This window comes from Streptomyces sp. WG5 (assembly GCF_049974565.1).
Classification (GTDB): Bacteria; Actinomycetota; Actinomycetes; order Streptomycetales; family Streptomycetaceae; genus Streptomyces.
In genome coordinates, this window is the sequence record NZ_JBNGGC010000024.1 from 96,074 (window position 1) to 119,258 (window position 23,185).

The 23,185-nt window shown below is 73.0% G+C and carries 19 protein-coding genes; 13 read left to right on the forward strand and 6 right to left on the reverse strand.

The window, feature by feature from the left end; genetic code table 11:
• Positions 1–17 precede the first annotated feature (17 nt).
• Positions 18–602, forward strand: coding sequence for a TetR/AcrR family transcriptional regulator (locus ACP4IX_RS24450; RefSeq protein WP_426526359.1), 585 nt, complete (start codon positions 18–20; stop codon positions 600–602).
• Here ACP4IX_RS24450 and ACP4IX_RS24455 read toward each other — a convergent pair.
• The 5 genes from ACP4IX_RS24455 to ACP4IX_RS24475 all read right to left on the reverse strand — a co-directional run bounded on the left by ACP4IX_RS24455 (position 589) and on the right by ACP4IX_RS24475 (position 6,850).
• Positions 589–1,269: an ATP-binding cassette domain-containing protein gene (locus tag ACP4IX_RS24455; RefSeq protein WP_426556614.1), complete on the reverse strand. Its 681-nt coding sequence runs from the start codon at positions 1,267–1,269 to the stop codon at positions 589–591. The two genes, ACP4IX_RS24450 and ACP4IX_RS24455, sit on opposite strands and share 14 nt — an antisense overlap.
• Positions 1,266–2,225, reverse strand: a complete 960-nt coding sequence (locus ACP4IX_RS24460; RefSeq protein ID WP_426526363.1) for an ABC transporter ATP-binding protein — start codon at positions 2,223–2,225, stop codon at positions 1,266–1,268. The genes ACP4IX_RS24455 and ACP4IX_RS24460 overlap by 4 nt, the downstream gene beginning before the upstream one ends.
• Positions 2,194–3,972, reverse strand: a complete 1,779-nt coding sequence (locus tag ACP4IX_RS24465) for an ABC transporter permease subunit (protein ID WP_426526365.1) — start codon at positions 3,970–3,972, stop codon at positions 2,194–2,196. The genes ACP4IX_RS24460 and ACP4IX_RS24465 overlap by 32 nt, the downstream gene beginning before the upstream one ends.
• Positions 3,969–5,462, reverse strand: coding sequence for an ABC transporter substrate-binding protein (locus ACP4IX_RS24470; protein WP_426526367.1), 1,494 nt, complete (start codon positions 5,460–5,462; stop codon positions 3,969–3,971). The genes ACP4IX_RS24465 and ACP4IX_RS24470 overlap by 4 nt, the downstream gene beginning before the upstream one ends.
• 116 nt (positions 5,463–5,578) lie before the next feature.
• Positions 5,579–6,850, reverse strand: coding sequence for a PucR family transcriptional regulator (locus ACP4IX_RS24475; protein ID WP_426556615.1), 1,272 nt, complete (start codon positions 6,848–6,850; stop codon positions 5,579–5,581).
• Between the two features lie 164 nt (positions 6,851–7,014).
• Here ACP4IX_RS24475 and ACP4IX_RS24480 point away from each other — a divergent pair, with 164 nt between their 5' ends.
• The 12 genes from ACP4IX_RS24480 to ACP4IX_RS24535 all read left to right on the forward strand — a co-directional run bounded on the left by ACP4IX_RS24480 (position 7,015) and on the right by ACP4IX_RS24535 (position 21,690).
• A complete protein-coding gene (locus ACP4IX_RS24480; RefSeq protein ID WP_426556616.1) occupies positions 7,015–7,995 on the forward strand; it encodes a proline dehydrogenase family protein in 981 nt (326 codons plus the stop codon).
• A gap of 49 nt (positions 7,996–8,044) precedes the next feature.
• The gene (gene pruA, locus ACP4IX_RS24485; RefSeq protein ID WP_426556617.1) at positions 8,045–9,685 is read left to right on the forward strand and encodes an L-glutamate gamma-semialdehyde dehydrogenase; all 1,641 of its coding nucleotides are present in this window, start codon (positions 8,045–8,047) and stop codon (positions 9,683–9,685) included.
• A gap of 303 nt (positions 9,686–9,988) precedes the next feature.
• Positions 9,989–10,120: a hypothetical protein gene (locus ACP4IX_RS24490; protein ID WP_007444772.1), complete on the forward strand. Its 132-nt coding sequence runs from the start codon at positions 9,989–9,991 to the stop codon at positions 10,118–10,120.
• 75 nt (positions 10,121–10,195) lie between these two features.
• A complete protein-coding gene (locus tag ACP4IX_RS24495; RefSeq protein ID WP_426522100.1) occupies positions 10,196–11,239 on the forward strand; it encodes a 3-isopropylmalate dehydrogenase in 1,044 nt (347 codons plus the stop codon).
• A gap of 259 nt (positions 11,240–11,498) precedes the next feature.
• Positions 11,499–12,587: a branched-chain amino acid aminotransferase gene (locus ACP4IX_RS24500; RefSeq protein ID WP_426522099.1), complete on the forward strand. Its 1,089-nt coding sequence runs from the start codon at positions 11,499–11,501 to the stop codon at positions 12,585–12,587.
• 282 nt (positions 12,588–12,869) lie between these two features.
• The gene (gene ureA / locus ACP4IX_RS24505) at positions 12,870–13,574 is read left to right on the forward strand and encodes an urease subunit gamma (protein WP_426522098.1); all 705 of its coding nucleotides are present in this window, start codon (positions 12,870–12,872) and stop codon (positions 13,572–13,574) included.
• Complete coding sequence (locus ACP4IX_RS24510) at positions 13,571–15,283, forward strand: urease subunit alpha (protein WP_426556618.1); 1,713 nt, start codon at positions 13,571–13,573, stop codon at positions 15,281–15,283. The genes ureA and ACP4IX_RS24510 overlap by 4 nt, the downstream gene beginning before the upstream one ends.
• Positions 15,284–15,300: 17 nt before the next feature.
• On the forward strand, positions 15,301–16,320 hold the full coding sequence (locus tag ACP4IX_RS24515; protein ID WP_426556619.1) for an agmatine deiminase family protein: 1,020 nt from the start codon (positions 15,301–15,303) through the stop codon (positions 16,318–16,320).
• 12 nt (positions 16,321–16,332) lie between these two features.
• Complete coding sequence (locus ACP4IX_RS24520; protein ID WP_426522095.1) at positions 16,333–16,941, forward strand: TetR/AcrR family transcriptional regulator; 609 nt, start codon at positions 16,333–16,335, stop codon at positions 16,939–16,941.
• 151 nt (positions 16,942–17,092) lie between these two features.
• The gene (locus ACP4IX_RS24525; RefSeq protein WP_426522094.1) at positions 17,093–18,358 is read left to right on the forward strand and encodes a TolB family protein; all 1,266 of its coding nucleotides are present in this window, start codon (positions 17,093–17,095) and stop codon (positions 18,356–18,358) included.
• 305 nt (positions 18,359–18,663) lie between these two features.
• Positions 18,664–20,268 (forward strand): citramalate synthase, encoded by a 1,605-nt coding sequence (gene cimA, locus ACP4IX_RS24530; RefSeq protein ID WP_426522093.1) that lies wholly within the window; start codon positions 18,664–18,666, stop codon positions 20,266–20,268.
• A 60-nt stretch (positions 20,269–20,328) separates the two neighbouring features.
• Complete coding sequence (locus ACP4IX_RS24535) at positions 20,329–21,690, forward strand: hypothetical protein (RefSeq protein WP_426522092.1); 1,362 nt, start codon at positions 20,329–20,331, stop codon at positions 21,688–21,690.
• A 55-nt stretch (positions 21,691–21,745) separates the two neighbouring features.
• Here the strand turns inward: ACP4IX_RS24535 and ACP4IX_RS24540 are convergent, their stop codons facing one another.
• Positions 21,746–22,924: a Cmx/CmrA family chloramphenicol efflux MFS transporter gene (locus tag ACP4IX_RS24540; protein ID WP_426556620.1), complete on the reverse strand. Its 1,179-nt coding sequence runs from the start codon at positions 22,922–22,924 to the stop codon at positions 21,746–21,748.
• Positions 22,925–23,185 lie beyond the last annotated feature (261 nt).

Sequence of the window (23,185 nt, forward strand, 5' to 3'; positions counted from 1 at the left end):
GGGGATAGGGTGGGCGCATGGGACACCGTGAGGATCTGCTCGCCGGCGCCAAGCGCTGCCTGCTGGAGAAGGGGTTCGCGCGCACGACCGCGCGGGACATCGTCAAGGAGTCGGGGACCAACCTCGCGTCGATCGGCTACCACTACGGGTCCAAGGACGCGCTGCTCGTACAGGCCTACATCGAGTTGGTGGAGGCGATGTCCGGCGCCTTCGAGGGCGGTGCCGAGGGTGATCTGCCCGGCGAGCCCGGCTCGCTGGAGCGGTTCTCGGCGGTGTGCTCGAACATCATCGGCACCATGCGCGACCCGGGCTCGCTGTGGCGGCTCAGCATGGAGATCGTGTCCATGGGCGACCAGATGCCGGAGGTGCGGGATCACCTGGCACGGGCCCAGCGGGAGGGTGCGCGTGGCCTCGTCACGCTCTTCATGGGCGGGCGTGAGGAGGACGTGCCGGAGGAGACCGTGGACACCCTCGGGAACTTCTACGTCACGCTGCTGATGGGACTCATGACGCAGTGGTCCTTCGCTCCCAAGGACGCCCCCGAGGCGGAGCAGCTCGCCGAGGGGCTGCGCCGGGTGGTCGAGGGCATCACCCGGAGCTGATCCGCCCGTCCCGCATCTCGACCACCCGGTCCGCGACATGCCGTACGACGGCCCGGTCGTGGCAGATGAACAGGTAGCCGAGGCCCAGCTCGTCCTGGAGGTCGGCGAGCAGGTTCAGCACCCCGGCCCGTACCGAGGCGTCGAGGGCCGACACCGGCTCGTCGAGGACGAGCAGGCGGGGCTCGGAGGCGAGGGCGCGGGCGATGCCCACCCGCTGGCACTGGCCGCCGGAGAGCTCGTGCGGGCGCCGGTCGCCGTACGACGGGTCCAGGCCGACCCGGTCGAGCAGTTCGGCCACCCGGTCCGGGCCGTCGGCCGGGTTCCAGCGGCCCTGCACCTTCAGCGGTTCGGCCACCGCGTCGCGGATGCGGTGGCGGGGGCTGAGGGAGCCGTAGGGGTCCTGGAAGACGGGCTGCATGCGCGGGCGCAGCGGCCGCAGTTCCCGCTCGGACAGGCCCGTCAGCTCCCGCCCCTCGAAGCGGACCTCGCCGCCGTCCGTCCGGCGCAGCTGGAGCACCGCCAGGGCGGTGGAGGACTTGCCGCAGCCGGAGGGGCCGTTGAGGGCGAGGGTCTCACCGGCGTCCAGGGTGAAGGAGACGTGGTCCACGGCGGTCACCGGACCGTAGCGGACGACCAGGTCGCGCACGTCCAGGAGAAGGTCGCTCACACGAACTCCTTGAGGGGCTCGGGGATCTCGGCCACGCGGTGGCAGGCGACCAGCCGGCCGTCCACCGTCTGGGGCACCGGTTCGGCCGTACGGCACTGCTCCGCCGCCAGTGGGCAGCGCGGGGCGAAGGCGCAGCCGGGGCCGAGGGCGTCCGGCGCGGGCGGGGTGCCGGGGAGGGCCGGGAGGCGGCGGCGCCGGGGGCCGTCCTGCGGGAGCGAGGCCAGCAGGCCCGCCGTGTACGGGGCACGCGGGCGGGACAGCACCCCTTCGGCCGGTCCGAGTTCGACCGCCCGCCCGGCGTACATCACCAGCACGCGGTCCGCGTGGCCGCGTACGACGTCCAGGTCGTGGGTGATCAGGACCAGTGCGGCGCCCACCGCCTCCCGCTGCTCGGCGAGCACGCGCAGCACCTGTTCGCGGCGCTCCTCGTCCAGCGCGGTGGTCGGTTCGTCGGCGACGACCACGTCCGGCTCGTTGACCGTCGCCATGGCGATCACCGCGCGCTGCCGCATGCCGCCCGAGTACTCGTGCGGGTAGGCGCACGCCCGGCGGGCGGCGTCCGGGATGCCGACCCGGTCGAGGGCCGCGACGGCCCGGGCCCGGGCCTCCTTGCGGGAGACGCGGCGCACCGACCGTACGGCGGCGGCCAGTTGGTCGCCCACCGGGTGGACCGGGGAGAGGGCGGACAGGGCGTCCTGGGGTACGAGGGCGATCCGGCGCCCGCGCTCGGCGGCGAGGTCGGCCGCCCCGCGCAGCCGGACGCTCCCGCTCGTGCTCGCGCCCCGCGGCACCATGCCCAGCAGCGCACGTGCGACGAGGGACTTGCCCGCCCCCGACTCCCCGACGACGCCCAGGACTTCACCCGGGTGCACGTCGAAGGAGAGACCGCGCACGGCCTCGGCGGGGCCGAAGGCGATGCGCAGGTCACGTACGGACAGCAGTGGCTCGGGTGGCATCGGCCGTCTCCTTCCGGGAAGCGGGGCGGGAAGCGGCGCGGGGGCCACGGCGGGAACCGCGTCCCCGGGCGAGCGCCGCGCCCGACACCGCGAGCCCCGCCAGGAGGGCGAGGGCGACGGCCGGGGCGAGGGCGGCCCAGGGGGCGCGTTCGATGTAGGCACGGGACTCGTCCAGGAGCAGGCCCCACTCGGGGGCGGGCGGCTGGGCGCCCAGGCCCAGGAAGCCCAGGGAGGCCAGGGCGAGCGCGATGCCGGGCAGCCGGAGAAGGGCGTGGCGGGCGACCGGGGCGGCGACGGACGGCAGGACGTGCCGGGTGAGGATCCACAGCGGCGGTGCGCCGATGGCGCGTTGCGCGGTCAGGAACGCCGACGCCCGTACCTCCTGCACCAGCGCCGCCGCGTGCGCGGCCAGTGGCGGCCAGGAGATCAGCGCGACGGCGAGGGCCGCGCCGCCGGTGCCGGGACCGGCCGCCGCCGCGACCAGGATGCCGACGATGACGGGCGGCAGGGCGTTGGCGATGTCCGCCGCGCCCGCCGCGACACCCGGCCAAAAGCCCAGCGCCAGCCCGGCCAGCAGGCTCAGCAGGCAGACGGCCGCCGCCGTGCCGACCGTCGAGGCGGCCCCGTGCCCGAGCCGGGCCAGCACGTCGCGGCCGAGTCCGTCGGTGCCGAGCGGGTACGCCCAGGACGGCGGGGACAGGCGGGCGGCCGTGTCCACCGCGTACGGGTCGCGCAGCAGGCCCCAGCCGATCGCCACCAGCAGTACGGCGGCGAGGGCGGCCGGGATCGCCGGATGCGCCCGGACCGGGCGGGCCGGCGGCAGCGAGAGTCCGGCGTCGCGCAGGGCCGGGCCCAGCAGCCGGCGCCGTACCAGGGCGGACGCCGCGCCGGCCACCAGGCCCAGGGCGAGCAGGGCGAGTACCGCACCCTGGAGCAGCGGCAGGTCCTGCGACTTGGCCGCTCCCAGCGCCGTACGCCCGATGCCGGGTACCGCGAACACCGTCTCCACCGCGACCGCGCCGCCCGTCAGCCCGACGGCGACCATCCCGAACTGCGGGACCAGCGGCGGCAGTACGCGGCGCAGCGCGGCGGCCGAGACGCGGGCACGGCTCACTCCCGCTCCCCGCCACAGCTCCACCCACCGTTCGTCCAGTACGGCGGGCAGCGCGTCCGCGACCAGCCGCCCGAGCAGGCCGCCCGCGGGGACGCCGAGCGCGAGGGCGGGCAGGACCAGGTACTCGGGCCCCTGCCAGCCGGACGTCGGCAGCCATCCCAGCCACACCCCGCACACCAGCAGCCCGACCGTCGCCAGCAGGAACTCGGGCACCGCTGCCGCCATCGCGGCGAACGCCCCGGCCGACCCCCGCCCCCGCACCAGTACGGGTGCCACCAGCGCCACCGCCAGCAGCACGGCCACCGCCAGCGCGGCGGCCATCAGCCCCAGCGACACCTGGAGTCCGGAGACGACGGACGGCGCGACCTCGGTCCCCGAGACCCACGAGGTGCCGAGGTCGCCGCGGAGCAGCCCGGACGCCCAGTCGCCGAGCAGGGAGAGCGGGCCGGCGTCCAGGCCGAGGTCCCGGCGGATCGAGGACAGCGCCTCCTCGGTCGGCTCCTGCTCGGCGGAGCGGGCGCGCAGCACGGTCAGCGCCGGGTCCCGGCCGGACAGCCAGGGGAGCAGGCCGACGGCGGCCAGTACGGCGACGAGGGAGACGGCTCGCGTCACCCCCGCTGTGGTCGGCCTCACTTGACGTGCGTGTCGAGCGTGACCAGTTCCCGCTCGCGCGGGTCGTGGGCCGCGCCGACCACGTCGGCGGCGTCGCCCTGGATCACGCGCTCGTGCAGCATCGGCACGGCCGCGTCGGTGGCGAGCACGGCGGCCTCCGCGTCGACGACGGCCCGGCGCCGGGCGTCACCGGTCGGGGTGCTCCCCGCCTTGTGCAGGGCCTTGTCCACGGCCGGGGCGGCGAGCTGGGAGATGTTGAAGGAGCCGTCGGAGGCGAAGTCGCTGTAGAGGTAGGCGGCCGGGTCACCGGAGTCGAGGACGGTGGCGCGGGAGAGGATGAACGCGTCGAACGCGCCCGCCAGGGCGTCGGACTCGATGTTGGCGTACTCGCGGACCTCCAGTTTCACCTCGAACCCCGCCTTCTTCAGCTGTTGTTGCAGCGCGGCGGCCACCTCGGGCAGCTCGGCCCGGTCGGTGAAGGTGCCGATGGTGATGCTCTTCCCGGACGGGTCGCCCGCCTGCGCCCGCCGCACCGGCTCGCGCAGTCCGGCCGCCCACGGCAGCGCCGGTCCGAGCAGCCCCTCGGCCACGTCGGCCCGGCCCTCGTACACGCCCTTCACGATCGACTCGGCGTCGATCGCCTCCCGGGCCGCCGCCCGCAGCGCCGGGTCCTTGAAGGCGCCCTTCTCCGTGTTGAGGTACAGCGTGTTGGTGCGCGGCATCGGGACCTCGGTGATCAGGTCCTTCTCCAGCAGCGCGGCCTGCGAGACGGGCACCGCCTCGACGATGTCGGCCTCGCCGCTGCGCAGGGCGGCGGCGCGCGCGGTGCCGTCCGGTACGAACGTCACGTCGATGCCGGGCGCCTTGGCCTTGCCGCCCCAGTAGTCGTCGTAGCGGTCGAGGGCGGCGGAGGAGGTGCCGTTGACGTCGGTCAGCTCGAAGGGGCCGGTGCCGGCGCCGACCGGGTTCACCGTCTTCCCCCGGTACGCCTTCGCCGCGAGGACCGACAGCTGCGGGGAGCTGAGCCGCTGCGGGACCAGGGGGTCCACCTCGGCGGTGGTGACGACGACGGTGCCGGCGTCGCCTTCCTCGACGGTCAGCTCGACGCCGTCCAGGATGCGGGGCTTGGGGGAGGCGGTGGCGGCAGCGGTGAGGGAGCGGACGACGGCCTCGGCGGTCAGTTCCGTGCCGTCGTGGAAGGTGACGCCCTCGCGGAGGGTGAAGGTCCAGCTCCGGCCGGACTGCTTCCACTCGGTGGCCAGCGACGGCTCGGCGTCGCCGTCCGCGTCCAGCTTGACGAGCGTCTCCGCCGTGGACCAGCGGGACAGCTTGAACGCGTCGTCGGAGAGCGGGGACAGGCCCGAGCGCGGCGGCTGCATCATCGCGACGCGGATGCGCTCGCCTCCACCCGCGCCGGTGCCGGTGGCCTCCGTGGACGCGAAGCAGCCGGTGAGCAGGGCGGAGGCGGCGAGGGCTGCAGGGACGGGCAGGAGGCGGGCGGAGACGCGCACGGGGGTCACTCCGAGTAAGGGGCCGGTCAAAGGTTGAGCGTTCGATGACCGTAACACGATGACAATCGTTTTCAGAAGTGGCCCCGGGGGTGGCCGTATGGCCGCGTGACCGTGCGTCAGAGGCGCGCGCTCTTCAGCGCCATGTGCAGCAGCAGCCGGTCCTCGCCGTCGGCCAGGTCCAGGCCCGTGAGCTGTTCGACGCGGGAGAGGCGGTAGTACAGCGTCTGCCGGTGGATGCCCAGCTCGGCGGCCGTGCGGCCGGCCTGGCCCGCGCAGTCGAGGTAGACCTCGGCCGTGCGGGCCAGTTCGCGGTGGGCGGGGGAGAGCAGCACCCGTACGGCGGGATCGCGGACGGACCGCGCGGGCAGTGCGGTCAGCAGGCGGAACGCCCCGATGGACGTCCACTCGGCGACCGGCCCGAACCGGCTCTCGGCGCGCGCCGCCCGGGCCGCCGCCGACGCCTCCCACCAGGCGTCCCCCAGCTCCACCAGCCCGGTGCGCGGCGCGGACACCCCCGCCGCCACCCCCGCCGTCGCCCCGGCTGCCGCCCCGGCCGCCCCCGCCGCCGCCCCGGCCGCGCCCCGCGCCCGCTCCAGCAGCCGCCCCGCCGCCGTCGTCGCCGGGGTCGGCACGTCCGCCGAACGCAGCCGCACCAGCAGGGCTAGCGACTGACCCGCGGCCCCCGCCGCCCAGAGGGCGCGGGAGGCGTCCCCGTCCCACGGCATCGTGCACAGCGCCGTCGCCCCCGGCACCGTACGGACCGAGGGCGCGTCGTCGGGGCCGGCCGAAGGCCAGGGCGCCACGCACACCACCGCGTGCGGGGTGTCCGCGCGGGCGCCGAGCGCGGTGCGCAGTTCCGCCACGGCCATGTCCCGCTGCCAGTCCCGGTCGGCGGTGAGCACCGCCCGCAGCTCACGGCTCAGGTCCGCGCCGTGCTGCGCCTCGTCCGCGAGCAGCGCGCCGATCCGGGCGGTGACCTCCATGGCCGCCGTCAGCTGCCGCTCCGTCGGGCCGGGCTCGGTGTCCAGGAGCCACACGTAGCCGAGGACGACGCCCCGATGGCGTACCGGCAGGCAGGTGCGCCCCCGGTACACGCCCGCCTCCGGGGTCGGCGGAATGCGGACCGGGCCGGTCGCGCGGGTGATGCCGAAGCCCTCGAACCAGGCCCGGACCGCCGTGGTGGAGCGCCGGGTGAGGATCGAGCGGGTGCGCACCGGGTCCAGCGCGGAGGGGTCGAGGTCGCCCTCGCTGTCGTACGCGCCGAAGGCGATCAGCTCGAAGTCGCGGTTCTCCAGGGTCGCGGGCGCGCCCAGCAGTTCGGAGATCTCGTCGACCAGCTCCTGGTAGTCACCCCTGGAATCCGTCGTCACCCGGGCATTCTGCCGCATTTGCGTGCCTGGTTCATACATCTGTCTGAGATCTGCGGCACGGATGCGTGACAGCTGTCGATGGCCCACGATCGGGGGGATCCTTAGATTTCACGGTGGTTCTCCGTGCCGTCCCCCGTTCGTCGGGCTACGGCCTCGTGTTGGTTGGTAAGTGGAGGTGCCCCGTGCTGGGTCCCGTGATTCTCGCCGCGTCGCGCAGCGACCGGATGCGTCGTCTGGTCTCGGCCGCGCCGGTGACCAAGCCGGTCGTCGACCGGTTCATCCCCGGCGAGACGGTCGACCAGATCGTTCCGATCATCAGGGACCTGACCGACCAGGGCCTGGAGCTGACGATGGACGTCGTCGGCGAGGACATCACCACTCCCGCGCAGGCCGAGGCCGCCCGCGACGCCTACCTGGAGCTGATCGACCGGCTGAAGCCGCTGGACCTCGGCACCCGCGCCGAGATGTCGGTGAAGCTGTCCATGTTCGGCCAGGCCCTCCCGTCGCCCACCACCGCCCTCAACGGTGGGTCCTCCGGACCCGCGTCCGCCTTCCACGGCGGCCACGAGCTGGCCCTCGAGAACGTCCGCCCGGTCGTCGAGGCGGCGGCGGAGATCGGCACCACGGTCACGCTCGACGCCGAGGACCACACCACCCTCGACTCGATGTTCGCCATCCACGACGAGCTGCGGAAGGACTTCCCGCAGACCGGCTGCGTCATCCAGGCCTACCTCTTCCGCACCGAGGCCGACGCGCGCCGGCTCGCGGAGAACGGCTCTCGCGTACGGTTGGTGAAGGGCGCCTACAAGGAGCCCGCCGAGGTCGCCTACCAGCAGCGCCACGAGATCGACAAGGCGTACGTGCGCATCCTGCGGACCCTGATGGAGGGCGAGGGCTACCCGATGATCGGGTCCCACGACCCGCGCCTGATCTCCATCGCGCAGGAGCTGGCCCGCACCGCCGGGCGCAAGCTCGACGAGTACGAGTTCCAGATGCTGTACGGCATCCGCGGCGACGAGCACCTGCGGCTCGCCGCCGAGGGCCACCGCATGCGCGTGTACACCGCCTACGGCACCGACTGGTACGGCTACTTCATGCGCCGTCTGGCGGAGAAGCCGGCCAACCTCCGGTTCTTCGCCCGCTCGATGGTGAGCAAGGGCTGAGCCCGCACCCGCTCGCACAACCCGCTCAAGTCAAGGAGTAACGGAACCCATGGACGCTGTGACCCAGGTCCCCACCCCCGTCAACGAGCCGGTGCACGGCTACGCCCCCGGCTCGCCCGAGCGCGCCCGTCTGGAGGCCAAGCTCAAGGAGCTGGCCGACAACCCGGTCGACCTGCCCTGCACCATCGGCGGTGTGAAGCGGATGGGCGGCGGTGAGCGCTTCGACGTCGTGCAGCCGCACAACCACAAGGCGCGTCTGGGCACGTACGCGAACGCCACCCAGCAGGACGCCCAGGACGCGATCGACGCCGCCCTGGCCGCCGCCCCGGCGTGGCGCGCGATGTCCTTCGACGACCGCGCGGCGATCATCCTGCGCGCCGCCGAGCTGCTGTCCGGCCCGTGGCGCGAGACCATCGCCGCCTCCACCATGCTCGGCCAGTCCAAGACGGCCCAGCAGGCCGAGATCGACAGCCCCTGCGAGCTGATCGACTTCTGGCGCTTCAACGTCCACTACGCCCGGAACATCCTGGCCGAGCAGCCCCCGGCCAACTCCCCGGGCGTGTGGAACCGCATGGACCACCGCCCGCTGGAGGGCTTCGTCTACGCGATCACGCCGTTCAACTTCAGCGCGATCGCCGCCAACCTGCCCACCGCCCCCGCCCTGATGGGCAACGTCGTGGTCTGGAAGCCGTCCCCGACCCAGACCCACGCCGCCGTGCTGCTGATGCAGCTGCTGGAGGAGGCCGGGCTGCCCAAGGGCGTCATCAACCTGGTCACCGGCGACGGCATCGCGGTCTCCGAGGTCGCGCTGGAGCACCGGGACCTCGCGGGCATCCACTTCACCGGCTCGACCAAGACCTTCCAGCACCTGTGGAAGACGGTCGGCAACAACATCGAGAAGTACCGCACCTACCCGCGCCTGGTCGGCGAGACCGGCGGCAAGGACTTCCTGGTCGCCCACCCGAGCGCCGACCGCGCCGTCCTGAAGACCGCCCTGACCCGCGGTGCCTTCGAGTACCAGGGCCAGAAGTGCAGCGCCACCTCCCGCGCGTACATCCCGGCGTCCATCTGGAACGACGGCTTCAAGGAGGAGTTCGCCGCCGAGGTCGACTACCTCACCATGGGTGACGTCACCGACCTGTCGAACTTCATGGGCGCCGTCATCGACGAGCGGTCCTTCGCCAAGAACAAGGCCGCCATCGACCGGGCCAAGGCCGACGAGACCTGCACGATCGTCGCGGGCGGCTCCTACGACGACTCGGTCGGCTACTTCGTCCGCCCGACGGTCGTCGAGTGCACCGACCCGGAGAACGAGGTGTTCCGCACCGAGTACTTCGGCCCGTTCCTCGCGGTGTACGTGTACGACGACAGCAAGGCCGACGCGTACGACGCGATGCTGACCCAGATGGAGTCCGTGTCGGACTACGCCCTCACCGGCTCGGTCGTCTCCAACGACCGCGCGGCGGCGGCGTACACGATGGAGAAGCTGCGCTACGCGGCCGGCAACTTCTACATCAACGACAAGTCGACCGGCGCCGTCGTCGGCCAGCAGCCCTTCGGCGGCGGCCGTGCCTCCGGCACCAACGACAAGGCCGGCGCCCCGCAGAACCTGATGCGCTGGACCCTGACCCGCGCCATCAAGGAGACGCTGGTCCCGCCGACCGACTACACGTACCCGCACATGGGCTGACGCCCACCCGATCCCGGACGGGCCAGGTCTCCCCCCGACCTGGCCCGTCCGACGTTTTCGCAGGTCACGGCGGAGTGACCGACGGCACTGTCTCAGATAGTAGGAAGTCCGAGTAATTGTGGAGACAGACGCTCCGCGTTCCCTTAGCTTTGTAGGAGCCGAACGTCCCGCTCGATCGAGCGACAGGCGGTCGTGAGCCGGGCCCCGTGCAGGCAACCCCTGCGGCACCGCGCTCCCCGCCCTTCCGGCGTCTCCCCTCCCACTCGCTTTCCGCGCTCCCGCGCGCCGAAGGAGACGATTCCCATGGCCGAGACGACCGTCCGCCGCCGAGTCCGCCACCTCTCCCGCACCAGCGACTCCGACCGCAAGAACGCGGCCGCCGCCCTCCAGCGCGCCCTCGACCGCCGCGACAACGGCGGCGCCACCGGCCACTGAGCCGGGCGTGACAGGCCGGCGTCCGCATGCCGGACGCCGCATGTCATCCCGTGGGACGAGGGGTAGGGTGCCGGCATGTCTCGCAGCCTCAATCTCGCAGTGATTCCCGGTGACGGCATCGGCCAGGAGGTCGTGGCCGAAGGCCTGAAGGTCCTCTCCGCCGTCCTTCCGCAGGATGTGAAGCTGGAGACCAAGGAGTTCGACTTCGGCGCCCGGCGCTACCACGCCACCGGTGAGACCCTCACCGACGCCGACCTCGACGCCCTCAAGGCGCACGACGCCATCCTGCTCGGCGCGATCGGCGACCCGTCGGTGCCGTCCGGCGTCCTGGAGCGCGGCTTCCTGCTGAAGCTCCGCTTCGCCTTCGACCACCACGTCAACCTGCGGCCGTCCAAGCTGCTGCCGGGTGTGGCCACCCCGCTCGCCGGCCAGCCGGAGATCGACTTCGTCGTCGTCCGCGAGGGCACCGAGGGCCCGTACACGGGCAACGGCGGCACCATCCGCAAGGGCACCGAGCACGAGGTCGCCACCGAGGTCTCCGTCAACACGGCCTACGGTGTCGAGCGCGTCGTCCGTGACGCCTTCGCCCGCGCACAGGCCCGCCCGCGCAAGAAGCTGGCGCTCATCCACAAGAACAACGTGCTGACCTTCGCCGGTCACCTGTGGACGAACGTCTTCGACAGGGTGGCCGCCGAGTACCCCGACGTCACCACCGAGTACATGCACGTCGACGCGGCCACGATCTACCTCGTCACCCAGCCCGAACGCTTCGACGTGATCGTCACCGACAACCTCTTCGGCGACATCATCACCGACCTCGCCGCGGCCGTCTCCGGCGGCATCGGCGTCGCCGCGAGCGGGAACATCAACCCCTCCGGCGACTTCCCCTCGATGTTCGAGCCGGTCCACGGCTCCGCGCCCGACATCGCCGGCCAGGGCAAGGCCGACCCCACCGCCACCGTCCTGTCCGTCGCCCTGCTGCTGCGCCACCTCGGCCACGAGGCCGAGGCGGCCCGGATCGAGGACGCCGTCTCCGCCGACCTCGGCGCACGCGGTGACCTGCCCGCCCGGAGCACCTCCGAGATCGGCGACGCGCTCGCCGTGCGAGTAGCCGGCTGACCCGGCGCACTCGAAATACAACCTTTCGAAGCCGCCGGGTCCGAGAAACAAGGCACCCGGCGGCTTTCTCCTGCGTCCGCAAGGTGCGACCATCGAAACCTGGGCCGCATTCACCCCGCTTCATCCGTCACGGGCCGCGCGCGATAATCGAACGCGAAGCCGTGACATGAGGGAATGCTCGGACGTCCTAGCACCGGCCACCGGCCGTAGGGGCGTGACGGCGGCCCGTCACAACCAAACCGGTGAAGGACATCAACCCATGACGACGCCCACGATCGAGCTCAAGCCCTCCGCCAACCCGCTCTCCGACACGGAGCGGCAGGCGATCCTGGCCAACCCCGGGTTCGGCCGCCACTTCACCGACCACATGGTGACGGTCAAGTGGACCGAGGGCCGCGGCTGGCACGACGGCCGGCTCGTTCCGTACGCCCCGCTCTCCCTCGACCCGGCCACCATGGTCCTGCACTACGCGCAGGAGATCTTCGAGGGACTGAAGGCCTACCGGCGCCCCGACGGGTCCGTCGCCACCTTCCGCCCGGAGAAGAACGCGCAGCGCTTCCAGGCGTCCTCGCGCCGGCTCGGCATGCCGGAGCTGCCGGTGGAGACCTTCATCGAGGCGTGCGACGCGCTGGTGCGGCAGGACCAGGGCTGGGTCCCGGCGCACGGCGGTGAGGAATCCCTGTACCTGCGTCCCTTCATGATCGCCACCGAGGTCGGCCTGGGCGTGAAGCCGGCCAACGAGTACCTCTTCATCGTCATCGCCTCCCCGGCCGGCGCCTACTTCCCGGGCGGCGTCAAGCCGGTCTCCATCTGGGTCTCCGAGGACCGCGTGCGCGCCGTCCCCGGCGGCATGGGCGACGCCAAGACCGGCGGCAACTACGCTGCCTCCCTGCTCGCCCAGGCCGAGGCGGCCGCCAAGGGCTGCGACCAGGTCTGCTACCTCGACGCGGTCGAGCACCAGTGGGTCGAGGAGCTCGGCGGCATGAACCTGTACTTCGTGTACGGCGACAAGATCGTCACCCCGGCCCTGACCGGTTCCATCCTGGAGGGTGTCACCCGCGACTCCCTCCTCACCGTCGCCCGCGACCTCGGTTACGAGGCCGAGGAGGGCCGCGTCTCCGTCGAGCAGTGGCAGCGCGACTCGGAGAACGGCACCCTCACGGAGGTCTTCGCCTGCGGCACGGCCGCCGTGATCACGCCGGTCGGCACGGTGAAGCGGGCCGGGGCGCAGTGGCAGCAGAGCGGGGGCGAGCCGGGCGAGGTGACGCAGCGCCTGCGCGGGGCCCTGCTGGACATCCAGCGCGGCACCGCCGAGGACAAGCACGGGTGGATGCACCGCCTGGCCTGAGTCACCGGGCGCCGGTGCGGAGGCTGCCGGGGGCTCCCGGGGGCTCCGTCCCGGGATCCCCGCCGAACGGCCCCCTTCCCGGACACCGGACGGGCTGAGTCCGCGCCGCCCCCGGGCCCTGCCGAGGCAGAGCCCGGGGGCGGCGGCACGTACACCGCCTTGCCCATATTTTAGAGTGACGTTCAATGTGATGCCGCATGAGGGTCCATAGACGCTTCTCTTTCAAGGTTTCCCTGTTTAGAGTGATGCTCTAATCCATGGATAGCGAGGAGGTGCCGCGTCGTGAGACTGACTCCCACGGAACGTGACCGGCTGCTGCTCTTCGGGGCGGCCGAGCTGGCCCGCTCCCGGCGCGCCCGCGGGCTGCGGCTGAACGTGCCGGAGGCGACCGCGCTGATCGCGGACACCGTGTGCGAGGCCGCCCGCGACGGTGCCCGCCTCGCGGAGGCGGTCGAGCGCGCCCGGTCCGTGCTCGGCCCGGACGACGTGCTGCCCGGCGTCGCGGACGTCGTCACCGAGGTGCACGTGGAGGCGGTCTTCGACGACGGCTCCCGGCTCGCGGTCGTCCCCGACCCGATCGGGGGCGGACTGGGGGAGCGGGCGCCGGGCGCCCTGCTGCCGGGTCCCGCCCTCGCCGAACCGGAGGCGGCGGTACGCGTCCCGGTCACCAACACCGCGACCGTGCCCGTCTCCGTCACCTCCCACTTCCACTTCTTCGAGGCCAACCCGCGCCTGGACTTCGACCGCGCGCGGGCCTACGGCATGCGCCTCGCCGTCCCCGCCGGTTCCTCGGTCCGCTTCGGGCCCGGGGAGAGCGCCGAGGTCGGCCTGGTGCCCATCGGCGGGCGGCGGGTCGCGATCGGGTTCGCCGGTCTGGTCGACGGGCCGCTGGACGCACCGGGAGCGAGGGAGGAGGCCCTGCGGCGGGCGGCGGCCTGCGGGTACCTCGGCGTCGCACGGCAGGCACCGGAAGGAGGCGAGCGATGAGCCGCTCGAAGGGACGCGAGATCAGCGAGGCGGTCCGCATCGACGCCCACGCCTACGCCGCCACCCACGGCCCCCGCGCCGGCGACCGCCTCCGCCTCGGCGACTCGGGGCTGGTGGTCCGCGTCGAGTCCGACGCCCAGCGGCACGGCGACGAGTTCCTCGCCGGCTTCGGGAAGACCGCCCGCGACGGACTCCACCTCAAGGCCGCCGCCGTGCGCGACACCTGCGACGTCGTCATCAGCAACGTCGTCGTGATCGACGCCGTGCAGGGGGTCCGGAAGGTCTCCATCGGCGTCCGCGAGGGCCGCATCTGCGGCATCGGCCGGGCAGGGAACCCCGACACCCTCGACGGTGTCGACGTCGTGGTCGGCACGGGCACCTCCATCGTCTCCGGCGAGGGCCTCATCGCCACCGCCGGAGCCGTCGACACCCATGTCCACCTGCTCTCCCCGCGCATCATGGAGGCGTCGCTCGCGTCCGGTGTGACGACGGTCATCGGGCAGGAGTTCGGCCCCGTCTGGGGCGTCGGCGTCAACTCGCCCTGGGCGCTCAAGCACGCGTTCGGCGCCTTCGACGCCTGGCCGGTCAACATCGGCTTCCTGGGCCGGGGATCGTCGTCCGACCGGGCGCCCCTGACCGAGGCGCTGGCCGAGGGCGGCGCGTCCGGCTTCAAGGTGCACGAGGACATGGGCGCCCACTCCCGCGCCCTCGACACCGCCCTGCGCGTCGCCGAGGAGCACGACGTCCAGGTCGCCCTGCACAGCGACGGCCTGAACGAGTGCCTCTCCGTGGAGGACACCCTCCGCGTCCTGGAGGGCCGCACCATCCACGCCTTCCACATCGAGGGCTGCGGAGGCGGACACGTCCCCAACGTGCTGAGGATGGCAGGTGTCCCCAACGTCATCGGCTCCTCCACCAACCCCACCCTGCCCTTCGGCCGGGACGCGGTCGCCGAGCACTACGGCATGATCGTCTCCGTCCACGACCTCAAGACCGACCTGCCGGGCGACGCCGCCATGGCCCGCGACCGCATCCGCGCCGGGACCATGGGCGCCGAGGACGTGCTGCACGACCTGGGCGCCATCGGCATCACCTCCTCCGACGCGCAGGGCATGGGCCGGGCCGGCGAGACCGTCCGCCGCACCTTCGCCATGGCCGGGAAGATGAAGGCCCAGTTCGGCGCCGACGGGGACGACGACAACGAACGCGTCCTGCGCTACATCGCCAAGCTGACCATCAACCCCGCCATCGCCCACGGCCTGGCCCACGAGGTCGGCTCCATCGAGGCCGGCAAGCTCGCCGACATCGTCCTGTGGCGCCCGGAGTACTTCGGCGCCAAGCCGCAGCTCGTCCTCAAGTCCGGCTTCCCGGCGTACGGCGTGGTCGGCGACCCGAACGCGGCCACCGACACCTGCGAGCCCCTCGTCCTCGGCCCGCAGTTCGGCGCGCACGGCGCCACGCCCGCCGAGATATCGGTGGCCTTCGTCGCGCAGGCCGCCCTCGACCAGGGCGGCGACACCATGCCGACCCGCCGCCGCCGGGTCGCCGTGCGCGGCACCCGCGGCATCGGCCCGGCCGACCTGCGCCTGAACTGCCGTACCGGCGCGGTCGACGTCGACCGGCGCACCGGCCTGGTCACCCTGGACGGCGACCCGCTGCGCTCGGAACCGGCCGACTCCGTCTCCCTCAACCGCCTCTACTTCCTCTGACCTCCTGGGACACCTCCATGACCTTCCGCATGCCTCCCGAGTGGGCCCCGCACGAACGCACCTGGATGGCCTGGCCCGGCCCCAACCCGACGTTCGCCGGCGCCGAGCAGCTGGCCGAGGCCCGTGCGGCCTGGGCGTCCGTGGCCCGCGCGGTGCGCCGCTTCGAGCCGGTGACGATGGTGCACGGACCCGGCCAGGGCGACTCGGCGCGCGAGCTGCTCGGCCCGGACGTCGACCTGGTCGAGCGCGAGCTGGACGACGCCTGGATGCGGGACATCGGCCCGACCTTCGTGACGGACGGGCAGGGCGGCCTGGCCGCCGTGGACTGGGTGTTCAACGGCTGGGGCGCCCAGGACTGGGCCCGCTGGGAGCACGACTCCGACATCGCCCGCCACGTCGCGCATCTCGCCGGTGTCCCCGTGCTGGGCAGCACGCTCGTCAACGAGGGCGGCGCGATCCACGTCGACGGCGAGGGCACGGTCCTGCTGACCGACACCGTCCAGCTCGGCTCCGGCCGCAACCCCGGCTGGACCCGCGAGCAGGTCGAGGCGGAGATCCACGCCAAGCTCGGCACCACCAAGGCCATCTGGCTCCCGCACGGCCTGACCGGCGACTACGGCACGTACGGCACCCAGGGGCACGTCGACATCGTCGCGGCCTTCGCCCGGCCGGGCACCGTCGTCGTGCACAGCCAGCGCGACCCCGCCCACCCCGACCACGCCCGCTCGCAGACCTACCTGGAGATCCTGCGCGGCCAGACCGACGCGGCGGGCCGCCGCCTGGAGGTCGTCGAGGTCCCCGCCCCGACCGTCCTCAAGGACGAGGACGGCGACTGGGTCGACTACTCGTACATCAACCACTACCTGTGCAACGGCGGCGTCGTCCTGTGCGCCTTCGACGACCCGAACGACGAACGCGCGGCGGAGATCTTCCGGCGCCTGTTCCCCGGGCGCACGGTGACACCGGTGGACGCCCGTACGATCTTCGCGAGCGGTGGAGGCATCCACTGCGTCACGCAACAGCAGCCGAGGATCTAGAAGGAGTCAGCCATGGCCGGTGCGGCGCGAGCGCGGAAGAACGCACCGCCCCGCGAGGACGTCCTCGCCGCCGCCATGGAGATGATCGCCGAGCGCGGCCTGGAGAAGCTCACCATGGCGGCGCTCGGCCGCGAGGTCGGCATGAGCAGCGGCCACCTCCTCTACTACTTCCGTTCCAAGGACGAACTGCTGCTGCGCACCCTGGAGTGGAGCGAGGGCCGCCTCGGCGTCGAACGCGGCCGGCTCCTCGCCCGGCCCGGCACCGCCCGCGCACGCCTCCACGCCTACGTCGACCTGTACGTCCCCGACGGGCACCGCGATCCGCACTGGACGCTGTGGCTGGAGGTCTGGAACCGCTCGCAGAACGCCGCCGACGAGGCCCGCGACCGGCAGGCCGCCATCGAGGGTGCCTGGCACCGCGACCTGGTCGCGCTGCTCGCCGAGGGCGTCTCGCGCGGCGAGTTCCGCCCCGTCGACCCGGACCGCTTCGCGTCCCGGCTGCGCGCCCTCCTCGACGGCTTCGCCATCCACGTGGCGATCGGGCTGCGGGGCACGGACCGGGGCCAAGTCATGGCCCACGTAAGGGAGTTCCTGACGGACGGCCTCTTCGCGGACGCCTGACCCCGCGCCCGGGTTGTACGTAATACGGGTGATTGACCCTGTGGCGTGCGGTGCGCTTGGATCGGGGGAGCCCCTCGGCGCGGGGCCGGGGGAAGGCGTCAACGGGGAAACAGGGGGAATCGTGCTCAGGTCGAGAATCGTGCTCAGATCCATGCGTGGAGCGTCCGTCGCGGTGCTCGCGGGGGCGATGGTCGCACTGTCGGCGACCTCGGCGGCAGCGGCGCCGAAGCCGGGGACCGAGAGGGTCACACTGGCGGCGACGGGGGAGCAGGGCGACGGTGACTCGTACGGCCCGCAGCTCAGCGCCGACGGCCGGTTCGCGGTCTTCTCGGGAAACGCGTCCAACCTGGTGCCCGGCGACACCAACGCGCTCACGGACGTCTTCGTGCGCGACCTGCGCGAGGGAACCGTCGAGCGGGTCAACGTCGGCCCGGGCGGCGCGCAGGCCGACGGCGACTCCTCGGCGCTCGCCGTCAGCTCCGACGGGCGTCACGTCCTGTTCCGTTCCCAGGCCCGGAACCTGGTCGACCGGGAGACCCCGCCCGTGGCCGCGGGGGCGTACGACATCTACCTGCACGACCGGCGCACCGGCCGCACCGAGCAGATCAGCGTCGGCCTCGACGGAGGTTCCGCCCACGCGGGCGGCGCCGTCATGTCGGCGGACGCCCGCTACGTCGCCTTCAACGCCAAGGCCGACCGGATGGAGCACGAACCCGGCGACCTCTTCGGAGCCGTGTACGTCCTCGACCGGCGCACCGGCGCCGTGGAGCGGATCAGCAACCGCGACCGCCCCTCCCACCCCGCCCTGCTGCAGGCCATCAGCGCCGACGGCCGCCACGTGGCGTACACGCAGATGGTGCCGCGCAGCTCCAACGGCGCCACCTGGGTCCACGACCGCCGCACCGGCACCGAGGAGCGGGTCAACGTCCGCTCGGACGGCACCCCGGCCGAGCGGTACGCGCTGCCCGCCTCGCTCTCCGCGGACGGCCGGACCATCGCCTTCCAGTACTGGGGCGACGACCTGGTGCCGGGCGAGACCCCCGGGGACGACACCCACCTCTACGTCCGCGACCTGCGCACGGACGTCACCCGCCGCGTCGATCCCGGAACGGCCGGCGAGGAGCGGCCGCGCGAACCGGTGCTCAGCCCGGACGGCCGGTACCTGGCCTACCAGGCGGATCCCCGGTCGGCGGACGGGCGGCTCGGACCGGCCAACGTCTACCTGCGTGACCTGCGCACCGGCACCACCCGCACGGTCAGCGAGTCCGTCGCCGGAGGCCCGGTGACCGATGCCTCCGTGACGGTGTCCTGGGTGAGCGCGGACGCCCGGCGCGTCGGCCTCGGCAGCGGCTCCGCGCAACTGGTCCCGGGCGACACCAACGGCCACTACGACGGCTTCGTGCGACGCCTGCGCTGAACGCCCGCTGCTCGCATCCTGAGACGGACGGTGAGCACGGGGACAGACTGTGCCAGAATGCCCGCGTGCTCTCGTTCGCCATGATTATTGGCAGCAGGCGCGCCGGTCCGCAGTGACCACCACGTACGACCAGGTACGGGTGGACACCGTCGTCCTCGACCCGCGCGCAGACCTCTCGCACCCGCGAGAGGTTTTTCGTTTTCCTGGCCCCACCCCCAGCCGGGAAGAGAGCGCGAGGGATCATAGACGGACGGTGGAACCGGTCATTCCGGTAGACCGAGATCCCCTACAGGAGCCTTCAGATCATGACCGCATCCAGCGAACTCGACGATTCGTTCCACGTCTTCGACACCACCCTGCGCGACGGCGCGCAGCGCGAGGGCATCAACCTCACGGTCGCGGACAAGCTGGCCATCGCACGGCACCTGGACGACTTCGGGGTGGGCTTCATCGAGGGCGGCTGGCCCGGCGCCAACCCGCGGGACACCGAGTTCTTCGCCCGCGCCCAGCAGGAGATCGACCTCAAGCACGCCCGGCTGGTCGCCTTCGGCTCCACCCGCCGCGCGGGCACGACCGCCGCCGAGGACCACCAGGTCAGGGCACTCCTGGAATCCGGCGCCCAGGTGATCACCCTGGTCGCCAAGTCCCACGACCGGCACGTCGAGCTCGCCCTGCGCACCACGCTCGACGAGAACCTGGCGATGGTACGGGACACCGTCTCCTACCTCGTCGCACAGGGCCGCCGGGTCTTCGTCGACTGCGAGCACTTCTTCGACGGCTACCGTGCCAACCCCGAGTACGCCAAGGCGGTCGTCCGCGCCGCCTCGGAAGCGGGCGCCGACGTCGTCATCCTCTGCGACACCAACGGCGGCATGCTCCCGGCGCAGATCCAGGCCGTGGTCGCCACCGTGCTGGCCGACACCGGCGCCCGGCTCGGCATCCACGCCCAGGACGACACCGGCTGCGCCGTCGCCAACACCCTCGCCGCGGTGGACGCGGGCGCGACCCACGTCCAGTGCACGGCGAACGGCTACGGCGAGCGCGTCGGCAACGCCAACCTGTTCCCGGTCGTGGCCGCCCTGGAGCTGAAGTACGGCAAGCAGGTCCTGCCCGAGGGCCGGCTCCGCGAGATGACCCGCATCTCCCACGCCATCGCCGAGGTCGTCAACCTCACCCCCTCCACCCACCAGCCCTACGTCGGCGTCTCCGCCTTCGCCCACAAGGCCGGCCTGCACGCCTCCGCCATCAAGGTCGACCCGGACCTGTACCAGCACATCGACCCCGGGCTGGTCGGCAACACCATGCGGATGCTGGTCTCCGACATGGCCGGCCGCGCCTCCATCGAGCTCAAGGGCAAGGAACTCGGCATCGACCTCGGCGGCGACCGGGAACTGGTCGGCCGGGTCGTCGAGCGCGTGAAGGAACGCGAGCTGGCGGGCTACACGTACGAGGCCGCCGACGCGAGCTTCGAGCTCCTGCTGCGCGCGGAGGTCGAGGGCGGCCCCCTCACGTACTTCGACGTCGAGTCCTGGCGCTCCATCGCCGAGGACCGCCCCGACGGCACCCACGCCAACGAGGCCACGGTCAAGCTCTGGGCCAAGGGGGAGCGCATCGTCGCCACCGCGGAGGGCAACGGCCCGGTCAACGCCCTGGACCGCGCCCTGCGCGTCGCCCTGGAGAAGATCTACCCGGAGCTGGCCAAGCTCGACCTCGTCGACTACAAGGTCCGCATCCTGGAGGGCGTGCACGGCACCCAGTCCACGACGAGGGTCCTCATCTCCACGAGCGACGGGACGGGCGAGTGGTCCACGGTGGGCGTCGCGGAGAACGTCATCGCCGCCTCCTGGCAGGCTCTGCAGGACGCGTACACGTACGGGCTGCTGCGGGCGGGGGTCACACCCGCCGGGTGAGCCGGTTTTCCCCACCGGCACCGATGTCTTATTGAAGGGGATTCGGGTATTTTCGAACGTATGGCGGACATACGTGTTCGAGTCCTCATACGCCTCCTGGTCGCGCCGGTCGTTGCCGCGCTGGCGGTGCTGATGGCCGGTGCGCCCGGCGCGTCCGGGGCACAGGCGGCCACCGACGTCTCCGAGATCGGCGCGGCCCTGCGCGAGAGTCCCGTGTACGTGGATCCCGCCGCCTCCGACCTGCTGTCGTCGGCGGACGCGGAGGCCCTCGCCGACAAGATCGAGGACTCGGACGAACCCGTCTTCGTGGCGGTCCTCCCGGCGGACTACCCGACCCAGAACCTGTTCCGGAACCTCCGCACCGAGACCGGAGTCACCGGCCTGTACGGCGTCCGCCTCGGCGACCGCTTCGACGCGCGCGCCGACAGCAGCGTGCTGAGCCGGCAGGGCGTGAACAACCTGGTCACGGCCGTGCAGGGCGCGGGCGACGCCAAGGCGCAGCTGAACGACTTCGTCGACGACGCGCTGCGCAGCGTGCGCGGCTCCGCACCCTCGTCCTGGGACTCGGGCGACGCCTCCGTGCCGACCGGTGCCCTGATCACCGCCGGTGCGGTCGTGGCGGCCGGCGGCGCGGGCGTCTACGCGCTCTCACGGCGCAACCGGCGCCGCCGGGAGGAGGAGCAGCGGGAGGCACTGGAGAGGCTGCGGGTCGTGGTCGACGAGGACATCACCGCGTTCGGCGAGGAACTCGACCGCCTGGACTTCCACCCGGCGGAACCGCGCGCCGACGACGCGATGCGCGCCGACTACGCACGCGCCCTCGACGCCTACGAGCAGGCCAAGACGTACATGGCGGACGCCCGTGAACCGGGGGACGTCCGCGCCGTCACCCAGGCCCTGGAGGACGGCCGCTTCTCGCTGGCGCAACTCTCGGCCCGCCGCGAGGGCAGGGCCCTGCCCGAACGCCGCCCGCCGTGCTTCTTCGACCCGCGCCACGGCCCGTCGGTCGCCGACGTCACCTGGACCCCGCCGGGCGGCGCCACCCGCCAGGTCCCGGTCTGCGCCGCCGATCAGACCCGCCTCTCCGACGGACGGGACCCGATGATCCGCGAGGTGGACACGGAGTACGGCCGCCGCCCCTACTGGGACGCGGGCCCGGCCTACGGTCCCTGGGCCGGCGGATACTTCGGCGGCGGCATCCTGCCCGGTCTGCTGGTCGGCACGATGCTCGGCAGCATGATGGCGGGCCCGGCCTACGGCGCGGGTTACGGTGCCGGTTACGGCGACTTCGGCGGCTACGAGGGCGGCGACGTCTCCGGCGCCGACTTCGACCCCGGCGACTTCGGGGGCGGCTTCGGCGGCGGAGACTTCGGCGGTGGCGGCGGCTTCGGCGGCGGAGGGGACTTCGGGGGAGGCTTCTGACCGGGTGGCCGTGCGGCGCCCCCGCCGCACGGCCACCGGCGGACGGCTCCGGGAATCAGACCGGCGTCGTCGTCCGGTACGCCGTCCGTCCCGAACGGGCAGCCGCTGCCGCGAGCGCGAGAACGAGGGCGGCGGACGCGACGAGCCCCGCGCTGACCCACACCGGGGACCGGTATCCGAGCCCCGCGCCGATCGCCGCGCCCCCGGCCCACGGCCCCAACGCCGCCCCCACGTTGAACGCGGCCGTCGCGAAGCCTCCGGCCAGCGTGGGCGCGCCCGGTGCCGCGTAGAGCACCTGGGAGATGAGCGTGGAACCGACCCCGAAGGCCAGGGCGCCCAGCAGGAACACGAGCCCGAGCACCAGGACCGGGTCACCGGCGCCGAGCGCCAGCGCGCACCACCCGGCGCACAGCGCGGCCCCGCCCGCCGTCACCACCGGTACCGGGCGCCGGTCGGCGAACCGCCCGCCCACACTCACCCCGGCGAACGACCCCGCCCCGAACAACGCCAGCACCCCGGGCACCCAGGCGTCGTCGAGCCCGCCGACCTCGGTGGCCAGCGGCGCGAGATAGGTGAACGTGCAGAAGGTGGCCCCGTTGACCAGGGCGCCCAGCAGCAGCGTGACCAGGAGGCGAGGGCCGCGCAGTGCTGCCAGCTCGCCCCGCAGCGGCGGACGCGTGGTGTCCGCGGCCCCGCCCGGAACGGACCGGGCCACCGCCACCACGGCGGGCACCGTCAGCAGGGCCACCGCCCAGAACGCCGAGCGCCAGCCCCACACCTGTCCGAGCAGCGCCCCGGCGGGCACCCCGACCACGCAGGCCAGCGTGACCCCGCCCAGCAGCGTGGACGTGGCCCGCCCCTTGGCCTCCGGCCCGACCATGCCCACGGCGGTCACCAGGGCGACGGCCAGGAACCCGGCGTTGGCGAGTGCCCCGGCCACCCGGGTGGCGAGCAGCACCGCGAAACTGCCGGTGACGGCACCGACGACATGGACGGCGAGAAAGACGCAGAGGAAGCCCAGCAGGGCGCCCCGCCGCGACCACCGTCGTCCCAGTACCGCCATCAGCGGCGCCCCGACGACCATCCCCACCGCGAAGGCGGAGGTCAGCGCCCCCGCCGCCGGGACGGTGACCTGTAGATCCCTCGCGATGTCCGGCACCAGCCCGGACAGCATGAACTCGGACGTTCCCTGGGCGAACACGGCGAGGCCCAGCAGAAGGATTGCGAACGGCATGAAGAAACTCCGCACCCCGAAGTCGATGTCGAACATGACACGGCGGACGGCAGTCCGGCGGCGATCACGACAACGACGACTCCGGGTACGCGCGGAGCGCGCCCCTCAGCCCGACATCACGAACAGCCACCGGAAGGCCGGTGGCCGGAGTCTGGAAGCTTCGGGACTGTTCACGGAGGGCAGGCTAACGCGATTCGGCGGGGAACACGACCGGGAAGACCGGCACCGCTCGACCGCCCGGTACGACGCGGTCCACCGGAT